General features: G+C 70.3%; 12 protein-coding genes and 1 tRNA gene. 11 read left to right on the forward strand and 2 right to left on the reverse strand.

Features of this window, described 5'->3' with window-relative positions:
- The first annotated feature begins 3 nt into the window (after positions 1–3).
- The 7 genes from GGQ83_RS06175 (at position 4) to GGQ83_RS06205 (ending at position 7,374) form a co-directional block, all read left to right on the forward strand.
- Entirely contained in the window at positions 4–1,842 is a 1,839-nt protein-coding gene (locus GGQ83_RS06175; protein WP_242534993.1) for an ABC transporter permease, read from the forward strand.
- Positions 1,839–2,666, forward strand: a complete 828-nt coding sequence (locus GGQ83_RS06180) for an ABC transporter ATP-binding protein (RefSeq protein WP_456315354.1) — start codon at positions 1,839–1,841, stop codon at positions 2,664–2,666. Before GGQ83_RS06175 ends, GGQ83_RS06180 begins: the two co-directional genes overlap by 4 nt.
- Positions 2,667–3,368, forward strand: a complete 702-nt coding sequence (locus GGQ83_RS06185) for an ABC transporter ATP-binding protein (protein ID WP_184382840.1) — start codon at positions 2,667–2,669, stop codon at positions 3,366–3,368.
- A gap of 120 nt (positions 3,369–3,488) precedes the next feature.
- The gene (locus GGQ83_RS06190; protein ID WP_184382841.1) at positions 3,489–4,454 is read left to right on the forward strand and encodes an N-carbamoyl-D-amino-acid hydrolase; all 966 of its coding nucleotides are present in this window, start codon (positions 3,489–3,491) and stop codon (positions 4,452–4,454) included.
- The gene (locus GGQ83_RS06195) at positions 4,454–5,245 is read left to right on the forward strand and encodes an alpha/beta fold hydrolase (protein WP_184382842.1); all 792 of its coding nucleotides are present in this window, start codon (positions 4,454–4,456) and stop codon (positions 5,243–5,245) included. The genes GGQ83_RS06190 and GGQ83_RS06195 overlap by 1 nt, the downstream gene beginning before the upstream one ends.
- Positions 5,246–5,249: 4 nt before the next feature.
- The gene (locus GGQ83_RS06200; protein ID WP_184382843.1) at positions 5,250–6,227 is read left to right on the forward strand and encodes a Bug family tripartite tricarboxylate transporter substrate binding protein; all 978 of its coding nucleotides are present in this window, start codon (positions 5,250–5,252) and stop codon (positions 6,225–6,227) included.
- A gap of 151 nt (positions 6,228–6,378) precedes the next feature.
- Positions 6,379–7,374 (forward strand): GGDEF domain-containing protein, encoded by a 996-nt coding sequence (locus tag GGQ83_RS06205; protein ID WP_184382844.1) that lies wholly within the window; start codon positions 6,379–6,381, stop codon positions 7,372–7,374.
- On the opposite strand, the gene epmA is transcribed toward GGQ83_RS06205, so the two are convergent.
- Positions 7,371–8,390 (reverse strand): EF-P lysine aminoacylase EpmA, encoded by a 1,020-nt coding sequence (gene epmA, locus GGQ83_RS06210; protein ID WP_184382845.1) that lies wholly within the window; start codon positions 8,388–8,390, stop codon positions 7,371–7,373. The genes GGQ83_RS06205 and epmA overlap by 4 nt on opposite strands.
- A 38-nt stretch (positions 8,391–8,428) precedes the next feature.
- On the opposite strand from epmA, the gene GGQ83_RS06215 reads away from it, so the two are divergent.
- Entirely contained in the window at positions 8,429–9,424 is a 996-nt protein-coding gene (locus tag GGQ83_RS06215) for a lysine-2,3-aminomutase-like protein (protein WP_184382846.1), read from the forward strand.
- 16 nt (positions 9,425–9,440) lie between these two features.
- Positions 9,441–9,516: transfer RNA gene (locus GGQ83_RS06220), tRNA-Lys, on the forward strand.
- Positions 9,517–9,571: 55 nt separating this feature from the next.
- Here the strand turns inward: GGQ83_RS06220 and GGQ83_RS06225 are convergent.
- Positions 9,572–9,895 carry a hypothetical protein gene (locus tag GGQ83_RS06225; protein WP_184382847.1) on the reverse strand — a complete coding sequence of 108 codons (324 nt, stop codon included), beginning with the start codon at positions 9,893–9,895 and terminating at the stop codon, positions 9,572–9,574.
- A gap of 198 nt (positions 9,896–10,093) precedes the next feature.
- Between GGQ83_RS06225 and GGQ83_RS06230 the strand changes: the two genes are divergently transcribed.
- Both GGQ83_RS06230 and GGQ83_RS06235 read left to right on the forward strand, forming a co-directional pair.
- A complete protein-coding gene (locus GGQ83_RS06230) occupies positions 10,094–11,062 on the forward strand; it encodes an aldo/keto reductase (protein WP_184382848.1) in 969 nt (322 codons plus the stop codon).
- Complete coding sequence (locus GGQ83_RS06235; RefSeq protein ID WP_184382849.1) at positions 11,062–12,120, forward strand: malate/lactate/ureidoglycolate dehydrogenase; 1,059 nt, start codon at positions 11,062–11,064, stop codon at positions 12,118–12,120. Before GGQ83_RS06230 ends, GGQ83_RS06235 begins: the two co-directional genes overlap by 1 nt.
- Positions 12,121–12,281: the final 161 nt, after the last annotated feature.

A 12,281-nucleotide genomic window follows, 5' to 3' on the forward strand; every position in this document is an offset into this window, starting at 1 on the left:
CCCTTGTTCGAGAACCTGTTGGTGCAGGGCCTGTCCGGCCTTGCATCGGCCTCCTCGCTGTTCCTGGTGGCGTCCGGGCTGACGGTCATCTTCGGCGTCACGCGCATCGTGAACTTCGCGCATGGCAGCCTCTACATGATGGGCGCCTACCTCTCCTGGACGCTGGTGACGGCGCTGCCGCGCGGACACCTCGGCTTCTGGGGCGGGGTGCTGGTGGCCGCGCTGATCGTGGGCGTCATCGGCGTGCTGATCGAGGTGCTGCTGCTGCGCCGCATCTACAAGGCGCCGGAGCTGTTCCAGCTGCTGGGCACCTTCGGCGTGGTGCTGATCGTGCAGGATGTGGCGCTGATGATCTGGGGGCCGCAGGATCTGCTGGGCCCGCGCGCGCCCGGGCTGCGCGGCGCGGTCGAGATCCTGGGCGTGCGCTTCCCCCTCTATGAACTGTTCCTCATCGCCGTGGGGCCGGTGGTGCTGGGCCTGCTCTGGCTGCTGTTTCACCGCACGCGCTGGGGCACCACGGTGCGGGCCGCGACGGCCGACCGCGAGATGGTGGGCGCGCTCGGCGTCAACCAGCGCATGCTGTTCACGACGGTGTTCTTCCTGGGCTCGGTGCTGGCGGGGTTGGGCGGCGCGCTGCAATTGCCGCGCGAGAGCGTGAACCTGCAGATGGACCTGGCCATCATCGCCGAGGCCTTCGTGGTGGTCGTCATCGGCGGGCTGGGCTCCTTGCCCGGGGCCTTCCTGGCGGCGCTGCTGCTGGGGCAGTTGCAGGCCTTCGGCATCCTGATCTTTCCCAAGATCACGCTGGTGCTGGCCTTCCTGGTGATGGCGGTGGTGCTGGTGGTGCGGCCGCACGGGCTGCTGGGCCGCCCGCCCGCCAGTGCCCATGCCGCGCATGTGGTCGAACCGCCCTACCCGCCGGCCACGCCACTGGCGCGAAACCTTGGCTTCGCGGCGCTGGCGCTGGCCGTGCTGGTGCCGCCCTTCATGGGCGAGTTCGCGCTGATCGTCTTCACCGAGATCGCCATCATGGTGCTCTTCGCCGCCAGCCTGCATTTCATCATGGGGCCGGGCGGCATGGCGAGCTTCGGCCACGCCGCCTATTTCGGCCTGGGCGCCTATGGCGCCGCGCTGCTGGCCAAGCATTTCGCGGCCCCCATGGAACTCGGCCTCTTCGCCGCGCCGCTGATGGCGGGCTTCGCGGGCGTGGTGTTTGGCTGGTTCTGCGTGCGGCTCTCCGGCGTCTATGCCGCGATGCTGACGCTCGCTTTCGCGCAGATCGCCTGGTCCACGGCCTTCCAGTGGGTGGAGATAACGGGGGGCGACAATGGCATATTGGGCGTCTGGCCCAGCGCCTGGGCGCAGCCGAAGCTGGTCTATTACTACATGGCCCTGGTGCTGTGCGTGGGCGTCACGCTGCTGCTGCGCCGCGCCATCTTCGCGCCCTTCGGCTACGCGCTGCGGGCGGGCCGCGACAGCCCGCTGCGGGCCGAGGCGATCGGCATGGACGGGTTCCGCATCCGCTGGGTGGCGTTCATTCTGGCGGCCATCGCCGCAGGCATCGCGGGGGGGCTCTTCGCCTATGCCAAGGGCAGCGTCTTCCCCACCTACATGGCCATCCCGCGCAGCGTGGACGCGCTGCTGATGGTGCTGCTGGGCGGCGTGCAGACGGTCAGCGGGCCCATCGTCGGCGCGCTCGCCTACACCTGGATCCATGAGCAACTGATGCGCAGCTTCGACCTCTGGCGGCTGTTCCTGGGCAGCGTCATCGTGGCGCTGGTGCTGTTCTTCCCGCAGGGGCTGGTGGGCGCGGCGCAGCGGCTCACGGAGCGGCGGAAATGAGCGCGTCCGATCGGGCGAGGGCGGGGGTGCCGCCGAGCACCGAGGCCGTGAATCGGCCGCGCCAGGACATGACCCTGCTGGTCGAGGACATCCACAAATCCTTCGGCGGGGTTCAGGCGGTGGCCGGGGTCTCGCTCTCGGTCGGCGCGGGCGAATTGCTGGCGCTGATCGGCCCGAATGGCGCGGGCAAGTCCACCTGCTTCAACATGCTGAACGGCCAGCTCAAGCCGGACCGCGGGCGCATCGTGTTGAAGGGGCAGGACATCGCGGGGCTGCCGCCGCGCAGGATATGGCGGCTCGGCGTGGGCCGCACCTTTCAGATCACCGCCACCTTCGCCTCCATGTCGGTGCTGGAGAATGTGCAGATGGCGCTGCTGTCGCACGCGCATCGCCTCTTCGACATCTGGAACCCCGTCACGCGCGAGGACCCCGCCCGCGCCATGGCCCTGCTGGAGCGCGTGGGCATGGCGGCCCAGGCCCAGCGCCCCTGCGGCGTGCTGGCCTATGGCGACCTGAAGCGCGTGGAACTGGCCATCGCGCTGGCCAACGACCCCGCGCTGCTGCTGATGGACGAGCCCACCGCCGGCATGGCGCCGTCCGAGCGCGTGGCGCTGATGGAACTCACGGCCAACATCGCCCGCAACTCCGGCATCGCGGTGCTGTTCACGGAGCACGACATGGAAGTCGTCTTCGCCCATGCCGACCGCATCCTGGTGCTGGACCGCGGCCGGCCCATTGCGGAAGGATTACCGGCCGAGGTCCGCGCCGACCCCCGGGTGCGCGAGGTCTATCTCGGCACCGGCGCCACGCACGGGATCGCGTAGATGCTGGAGGTAGAGGGCCTGCACGCGCATTACGGGCGCGCGCATATCTTGCAAGGTGTCACGCTCGCCGCGCGGCAGGGCGAGGTGGTGGCGCTGCTCGGCCGCAATGGCGCGGGCAAGAGCACCACCATGAAATCCATCATGGGCCTGGTGCGCCCCAGCCAGGGCCAGGTGCGCTTCGAGGGCCGCGACCTGGCGGGGCGCGAGCCCTTCGAGATCGCCCGCGCGGGCATCGGCTATGTGCCCGAGGAACGCCGCATCTTCACCGAGCTCACGGTGATGGAGAACCTCGATGTCGGCCGCCGTCCGCCGCGCCCGGGGCAGGAGGCCTGGACGGAGGAGCGCGTGTTTGCCCTGTTCCCCAGCCTCGGCGCCATGCGCGCGCGGCCGGGCGGGCGGATGAGCGGGGGTGAGCAGCAGATGCTCACCATCGGCCGCACGCTGATGGGCAACCCGCGCCTCATCCTGCTGGACGAGCCCTCCGAAGGTTTGGCCCCCGTCATCATCGAGCGCATGGCGGACGCCATCCTGGCCCTGAAGCGCGACGGCCTGACGGTGCTGCTGTCCGAGCAGAACCTGCACTTCGCACGCCTGGTCAGCGACCGCGCCTGTGTGCTGGAGAAGGGCATGATCCGCTGGGAAGGCACGCTGGAGGCGCTGATGGCCGACGAGGCGGTGAAGCAGCAATACCTGGTGGCCTGACGGGCACGGATTGCCGCCGGTCTGGGCAAGCGCGGCGCGGCGGGGCAGGTTTCGCCCTCCGGCCCCGCTTGGCGCGCCCATGAGGCTGCGCGACAACCATGCCCAAAGGAAGGGAAATCCATGCCCCGTCTCGTCACCCTCGCCGCCGCGCAATTGGGACCCATCCAGAAGGCCGAGGGGCGCGACGTCGCGGTCGGCCGCATGGTCCGCCTCATGGAGCGCGCGCACAAGCGCGGCGTGGAGGTGGTGGTCTTCCCCGAACTGGCGCTGACCACCTTCTTCCCCCGCTGGTATGAGGAGGACATCAGCCGCGCCGACCACTGGTATGAGCACGCGATGCCCTCCAACGAGACGGCGCCGCTCTTCGAGGCCGCGCGGAAATACGGCATCGGCTTCCACCTGGGCTATGCCGAGAAGACGCCGGACGGGCACCGCTACAACACCGCGATCTATGTGCACCCCTCGGGCGAGGTGGTGCTGAAGTATCGCAAGGTGCATCTGCCCGGGCACCGCGACTTCGACCCCATCCGCAAGGTGCAGCATCTGGAGAAGCGCTATTTCGAGGTGGGCAACCTCGGCTTCCCTGTGATCCGCGCGCCGGTGGGGGGGCAGGAGGCGAATATCGGCATGATGATCTGCAATGACCGCCGCTGGCCGGAAGCGTGGCGCGAGATGGGCTTGCAGCAGGTCGAGATCGTGATGCTCGGCTACAACACGCCCAGCCTGAACATGGACAATCGCGGCTTCGAGGCGCACCACCTGCGGGTGGAGCATTCCCACCTCTCCATCCGCTCCGGCTGCTACCAGAATGCCTGCTTCGGCGTCGCAACCGCGAAAGGCGGCACCGAGGACGGGCACGAGCTGTTCGGCCACTCCATCATCGTGAACCCGCAGGGCGAGATCATGGCCCAGGCCACCTCCTGGGGCGATGAGCTCATCACCGCCGATTGCGACCTGGACGACTGCAACCTGGGCCGCACCACCATCTTCAATTTCGCCGCCCACCGCCGCACCGAGGCCTATCAGCGCATCACCACCCAGACGGGCAGCGAGGCGCCGCCCGTGTGGAAGCCGGGGCAGGGCTGATGCCCAGCCTGGAACGCGACGGCGCCACGCTGTGGTGGGACCGGCGGGGCGACCCGTCCAAGCCTGACCTGGTGCTGGCCTCAGGCCTGGGCGGCACCCATGGCTGGTGGACGCCGCAGATCGAGGCATGGGGCCAGCATTTCCACCTGCTGGTGTTCGACCAGCGGGGCACGGGAAACTCCTCGCGCGTGCCGGTGGCCTCGGTCTGGCAGATGGCCGATGACCTGGCGGCCGTGCTGGACGCGGCCGGCGTGGAGCGCCCGCTCTATCTCGGCCATTCCACCGGTGGCGCCATCGGGGTGGCGCTCGCCTTGCGCCGGCCAGGGGTGTTCCGGCGCATGGTGGTCTATGCCAGCACCACCCATGGCGATGCCTATCGCCGCAAGCTGCTGGGCCTGCGCCGCATGCTGATGGATCGCGTGGGCATGGACGCCTATGCGCGCTACACCACGCTGCTGCTGCACCCACCCTATTTCATCAATGCCAACGCCGAGCGCCTGGACGCCGACGAAGCGGCCGCCGCCGCCGCCCTGGGCGAGCCGGAGGTGCAGGGCAGCCGGTTGCAGGCCATCCTGGACTTCGACCCGCGCGCGGAACTGCCGGGGCTGGACGTGCCCATGCTGGTCGTCTGCACGGACGACGACATCCTGACGCCGCGCCACTTCTCGGAAGAGCTGGCCGCGCTGGTGCCCGGCGCGCGCGCGCATTTCGAGCCGCGCGGCGGCCATGCCCTCTCCCGCACCGAGCCCGCCCGTTTCGGCGAGATCGTCCTGCCCTTCCTGACGGAGTGAACCGATGCCCACGCGCCGCCGCCTGATCCTGGCCTCCCCCTTCCTCGCGGCCCCCGCCTTGGCGCAAGCCCAGTGGTCGCCGGAACGGCCGTTGCGCTTCATCGTGCCCTTCCCGGCGGGCGGCAGCAGCGACACCCAGGCGCGGCTGATCGCGGAACCCCTGGCCCGCGCGCTGGGCCAGCCCGTGGTCATCGAGAACCGGCCCGGCGCCGGCGGCGTGATCGGCGCCACCGAGGCCGCGCGCGCGGCACCGGACGGGCACACCCTGTTCATCGCGACCACCGGCACCCATGCGGCCAATGTCTCGCTCTATTCGCGGCTGGCCTATAATCCGGTGCGGGACTTCGCGCCGGTGACCATGGTGGCGGACTACGCGCAGTTCATCGGCGTGGGGCCCGAATGGCCGGCGGCGCCGCAGCGCAGCCTGGAGGGCCTGGTGGCCGCGCTGCGGGCGGATACGACGAAGCGCTCCTTCGCCTCCTCCGGCAATGGCTCGCCCACGCATCTGGCGGGGGAGATGTTCGGGCATCTCTTCGGCATCCCGATGGAACATGTGCCCTATCGCGGCCAGGCACTGGCGGTGGCGGATGTGATCGCGGGCCGCGTGCCGCTGATGTTCCCCTCCATCGCGGATGTGCTGGGGCAGATCCGGGCGGGGCGTGTCACGCCGCTCGCCACCATGGCGCCCACGCGCAGCAGCGCCATCCCGGACGTGCCCACCACGGCGGAGCTGGGGCACCCTTCGCTGGTCAGTTCCATCTGGACGGCCATCTTCCTCCGCGCGGGCTCGCCCCCCGCGGCCGTGGCGCGGATGAACGCCGAGATCGTCCGCATCCTGGCCGCGCCCGAACTGGCGCAGCGGCTGGGCGAGGCGGGCTTCGGCGTGCAGTCCTCGACCCCGGAGGAGCTGGCGCGATTCCAGCAGGCCGAAATCACGCGCTGGGCGGAGGTGGTGCGGATTTCCGGCGCGCGGCTGGATTGAAGAATTCAGGATTGTTGCCCGGTTACAAATTCATTTTGTATTTTCGAAGTGCATGCGATTGGCATGCACAAGGCAGGCGTGGGTTCGATTCGGCCTTTAACCCGCCCAAATCGAATGCTATCCGACAACCCTGAGCCTACAGGGAATTGTGATGCCTGCTGCTGCCATTCCACCGCATGAAGCTGAACGCCTTGCGGCGCTGCGCTCCTACGGACTGCTGGACGGCGCCTGCGATTCGGTGCTGGACGATGTGGTGCAGTTGGCGGCGCGGCTGACCTCCATGCCCATGGCGCTGGTCACGCTGGTCGATTCCGAGCGGCAGGTGTTGCTGGCCCGCAAGGGGATTACGCCGGCTGAGACGCCGCGCGACGTCTCGGTCTGCGCCCACGCCATCCTGACGCCGGGCCAGCCCATGGCGGTCTCGGACATGTCGCAGGACCCCCGCGTCTCCGACAACCCCTATGTGACCGGGCCGCCGCATCTGCGCGCCTATCTCGGCATTCCGCTGGTCAACAGCGAGGGCTATGCGCTGGGTGCGCTTTGCGTACTGGACGAGGTGGCGCGCGAACACGACGACAACATGGTCGCGACCATGCAGAGCCTGGCCCGCACGGTGGTGACGACGCTGGAATTGCGCCGCGTGATGCGCCAGGTCCACAACCTGGCACTGACTGATGCGCTGACCGGCCTGGCCAACCGCCCGGCCCTGATGGATGCGCTGGGGCGGGTCATCGGGCTGCGGGCGGGCTTCTCGGTGCTCTGCCTCGACCTCGACGGGTTCAAGGGGCTGAACGACAGCCAGGGCCATGCGGTGGGCGACCTCGCGCTGACCGAGGTGGCGCAGGAGCTGCGGCTGGCCTGCGGCCTGGGCGATGTGGCGGCGCGGCTGGGTGGCGATGAGTTCGCGCTGCTGCTGGCCTCCGGCGACGCCGACGCCATGGCCGAGCGCGTCCGCTTCGGCATCGCCCGGCGCATGGCGGCGCAGGGCTGGGCGGTGACGGCCTCGATCGGCGGCGTCACTTTCCACGCCCCGCCCGAGGACGCCGCGACCGCCTTGGCCCAGGCCGATGGGCTGCTCTACGAAGCCAAGCGCGGCGGGCGCAACCGGGCGGTGCTGCGCGTTTCCGAACAGGCGTCGCTGGGTTAATCCGGCACGGCCGGGAAGCCGCCCAGCCACAGCACATCCTCGATGCGCCGCGCGCCGCTGGCCAGCATGGCCAGCCGGTCGAAGCCCAGCGCGATCCCGCTGCCGGCGGGCATGCCGTGGTCCAGCGCCGCCAGGAAATCCTCGTCCACCGGCCAGGCATTGTCCGCGCCGTGCAGGCGCACGCGCTCGGCCACGTCATGGGTGAAGCGGGCGCGTTGTTCGGCGGGGTCGGTCAGCTCGTCGAAGGCGTTGGCGAGTTCCACGCCGCCCACGAACATCTCAAAACGCAAGGCCACGCGCGGGTCGGCCGGATCGCGGCGGGCGAGGGCGGCCTGGGGGGCGGGCCAATGTGTCAGGAAGCTGCCATGCGCGCGGCCGAGGCGCGGCTCCACATGGTCGAGCAGCAGGCGGAAGAAGGCGTCTTCCCAGCTTTCGCCGGGCCTGGCCTGCAAGGCCGCCGCATCGCCGCTGCCATCGGGGCGGATGCTGGCCAGCAGGTCGAGCCCTACCCAGCGGGTGAAGGCCTCAGCGCAGGAGATCCGTTCGAAGGGCAGGGTCAGGTCCGTCTCCACGCCATTGTGCGCCACGCGCGGCGGGCAGAGGGCGCGGACCAGCGCCTCGGCCTCGTCCATCAGCCCGTCCAGCGTCAGGCCGGGGCGATACCATTCCAGCATGGTGAATTCGGGCGCGTGGGTGCGGCCGACCTCGCCATTGCGCCAGACGCGGGCCAGTTCGAACACCGGCCCTGCGCCCGCCACCAGCAGCCGCTTCAGCGCCAATTCGGGCGAGGTCCGCAGCCATAGGGGCTGCGCTGCCCCCGCGCCCAGATGCGGCTCGAACGCGGTGCGGAAGCCGCGCAGATGCACCTCCATGCCCGGCGCGGGGACCAGGCAGGGCGTCTCGACCTCGCGGTAGCCGCGGGCGGTCAGCCAGGCACGGGTGTCCGCCGTCAGCCGCGCGCGGGCATCGAGGAAGGGCAGGCGGGCGGCGAGCCGCTCGGGGGACCAGTGGGGCATTGCGCCGGCGGGGATAGCAGGGCAAAGCCCGGCACACCATGAAACGGACCCTTCGCAGCGCGCGCGACCTGGCGGCGGCCGGGCTGGTCACGCCCGCCCGCGCGGCCGAGATCACCCCTGTCGAGGCGCGCTATTCGGTGGCCGTCACGCCGGCCATGGCCGCGCTGATCGCGGCGGGCGCCGAGGATGTGGCCGCGCAATACCTGCCCGACCCGGCCGAGCTGGTCACGGCCCCGCACGAGCTGGACGACCCCACGGCGGATGCCCCCTTCACCCCCATCAAGGGCGTGGTCCACCGCTACCCCGACCGCGCGCTGTTGAAGCCCCTGCTGGCCTGCCCCGTCTATTGCCGCTTCTGTTTCCGGCGCGAGGCGGTGGGCGCCGATGGCGGCCTGCTGACCGAGGCGGAGCTGGAGGCGGCGCTGGACTGGTTCGCGCGCACCCCTGCGGTGCGCGAGGTGATCCTGACCGGCGGCGACCCGCTGATCCTCTCGCCGCGGCGCTTTGCGCACATCTTGGCGCGGCTTTCCGCCATTCCCCATGTCGAGCTGTTGCGCATCCATTCCCGCGTGCCGGTGGCCGAGCCCTCGCGTGTGACGCCGGAATTGCTGGCGGCGCTGACGCTGGAGACGCCGCTCTACCTTTGCGTCCATGCCAATGCGGCCGCGGAATTCACGCCTGAAGCGGGGGCCGCGCTGCGCGCCCTGCACGGCGCGGGCCTCGTGCTGCTGGGGCAGAGCGTGCTGCTGCGCGGCGTGAACGACACCGAGGCCGCGCTGGAAGCCCTGTTCCGCACGATGCTGCGGCACCGGGTGAAACCCTATTACCTGCACCAGCTCGACCCCGCGCCGGGCACCGCGCGCTTCCATGTGCCGGAGGCGGAGGGGCTGGCGCTGCTGGCCCGCCTGCGTGGGCGCGTGACGGGGCTTTCCTGGCCCGCCTATGTGCGGGAATGGCCGGAGGGGGGCGGGAAATACCCTCTCGGTATGCCCGCCATGCAGCCTGGGGCTGGACATCCGCGCCGATCCGGTTAGAAGGCCCCCCACGGTCGGGCGCTTAGCTCAGTTGGTAGAGCAGCTGACTCTTAATCAGCGGGTCGTAGGTTCGAGCCCTACAGCGCCCACCAATCCTTTCCGACATGCCACTCCGACATGCCGCTGCGGTGAAGTGTTGAACGCCATTCAGCGATGGCGCTCCCGCGCGATCCGCCGGCGCTCCCTCTCCAGCTCACGCTGACGCTCTTCCAGACGTTCTTGCCGCTCGGCCAGGCGACGCTGATCCTCGCGGAGACGCCGCTCCTCCTCTCGGGCGGCCCGGCCACGGTCACGGTGGAAGTCGCGTTCATCGCGGCGCTCGACACGTCCAGGGTAGCGCTGCGGCTCCTGCTGTGGCTGCTCGAAGACCTGTGGCGCCAATTGCCGAAGCATCTGGTTCAGATCTTGCGCCTGGGCCGGCACGACGGAGAGGGCCAAGGCCGCCACGGTCGCGGAAAACAGGATGTTCATGGCTTCCTCCAAGGGCAGGAAGGTGACGATCTCCCTACGAGAAAACCCAACGGTTGGCGGCGCGATTGGTTACCCGATGGTGGTGCAAGCTGTGATGTGACGACATGCGCCACGGCGACCATGGGCGCGCGCCCGCCGCGCGCGGATTGTGATGCGCCGGCGCCTGACGCAGCATGCCGCCCCATCAAGGGGGGCGAGATGGAACGGCGGCAACTCGGACACACAGGGCTTGAGGTTTCGGTCATTGGCTATGGCTGCGGCGCCATCGGCGGGCTGATGGTGAAGGGGAGCGCGGCCGAGCAGGACCGCGCCATCGGCCGCGCGCTCGACCAGGGCTTCACCTATTTCGACACCGCCAGCGCCTATGGCGACGGTGCCTCCGAGCGGAATCTCGGCCGCGCGCTGCGGGGGCTGGGCGCCAACCCCGTCATCGGCACCAAGGTCCGCATCTTCCCCGAGCAGCGCGGCGACATCGCCGGCACCATCGCGGCCTCGCTGGAGGCCAGCCTCGCGCGGCTGGGGCGGGAGCGGGTGGACATCTTCCAGCTCCACAACCCCATCACCGCGGCGGGAGCGGCACCCGCCTTCACCGCCGACGCCATCCTGGAACAGGCCGTGCCGGCGCTGCGGCGCCTGCAAACCCAGGGCAAGATCGGCCACTACGGCATCACGGGCCTGGGCGATGCGCCGGCCCTGCTGCGTGTGCTGGAGGAAGGCGGCTTCGCCACCGCCCAGATGCCCTACAACCTGCTGAACCCGAGCGGCGTGACGCCGCCCAAGCCCGGTTCCGCCATGCCCGATCTCGGCGGCGTCATTGCCGGCGCGGCGGCGCTGGGGGTGGGTGTCATGGCCATCCGCGTGCTGGCGGGGGGTGCCTTGAGCGGCACCGAGGCGCGCGGGCCCATGGGCGTGCCGGCGCCCGCGCCCATCGCCTCGGGCGCCGACTATGCGACCGATGTGGTGGCGGCGCAGCGCTTCCGCCCGCTGGTGGCGGCGGGGTTCGCGGCGGACCTGGTGGAGCTGGCGCTGCGCTTCGCCGCCATGCCGCGCGAGATCAGCACCATCCTCGTCGGCAGCGGCAGCGTGGAGGAAATGGACCACGCCGTCGCCGCCATCGCGCGCGGCCCGCTGCCCCCCGAAGCCCTTGCGATGCTGGAGACCCTGTGATGCCCCGACTTTCTTCCGAGGGGCTGATCGCCCTCGTCGCCGCCATGCTGGTGCGTGTTGGCGCCGAGGAAGCGGTGGCGCACCAGGTCGCGTCCGACCTGGTGGAGGCGAACCTGCAAGGCCATGACAGCCACGGCATGCAGCTCGTGCCGCGCTATGTGGCGAATGTGGAGAAGGGCCTCATCACGCCCAACGCCGTGGCGCAACAGGTGGGCGGCATGGGCGCGCTGGCGCTGTGGGATGGCGGGATGGGCTTCGGCCAGGTGGTCGGGCGCCAGGCGACGGCGGCGGGCATCGCGGCCGCGCGGGAACACGGGCTGGCCGGCTTCGGGCTGCGGAACACCCACCATCTCGGCCGCATCGGCGCCTATGCCGAGATGGCGGTGGCGGAGGGGCTCATCGGCATCTTCTTCGTGAATGCCGTGAGCGGCGTGCCCTTCGTGGCGCCCTTCGGCGGGGCGGATGGGCGGATGGGCACCAACCCCATCTGCATCGGAATCCCGAAATCCCCGCACCCGATCCTGCTGGACTTCGCCACCAGCGCCATCGCCGTCGGCAAGGTGAAGGTGGCCTTCAACGCCGGCAAGCCCGTGCCCGCCGGCGCGCTGGTGACGCATGAGGGCGAGGCCAGCACCGACCCCGCCGTGATCTACGGCCAGGGCCCGCGCGGCGCCTTGCAGCCCTTTGGCGGGCACAAGGGCTATGGCTTGGCGCTGGTCTGCGAAATCCTGGGCGGGGCGCTGACCGGCGGTGGCACCAACCAGCCCGCCACGCCCAACGACCGCGGCATCGTGAACGGCATGCTGGGTATTCTGCTCGACCCCGCGCGGCTGGCGGAAAGCCCGGCCTTCGCGGCCGAGGTGGACGCCATCAGCGAACACGTCATGGCCAGCGCGCCCGGCCGTGTCATCCTGCCCGGCGAGCCGGAGCGGCGTGCGCGGGCGGAGCGCGTGGCCCAGGGCATTCCGCTGGATGACGTGACCTGGGGCGACCTTTCCGCGACGGCCACGCGGCTGGGGTTGCCGGAGGGGGAGATCCGGGCGGCGCTGGTGGGGTAGCGTCTGATCGCCTTCGGTGGAATCACCTGAGGCGTGAATCAGCCGCTCAGCTATGACGTCTGATCGCCTTCGGTGGAATCACCGGAGGCGTGAATCAGCCGCTCAGCCATGACGTCTGATCGCCTTCGGTGGAATCACCGGAGGCGTGAATCAGCCGCTCA

It is taken from the genome of Roseococcus suduntuyensis (assembly GCF_014196305.1).
GTDB classification, from domain to species: domain Bacteria; phylum Pseudomonadota; class Alphaproteobacteria; order Acetobacterales; family Acetobacteraceae; genus Roseococcus; species Roseococcus suduntuyensis.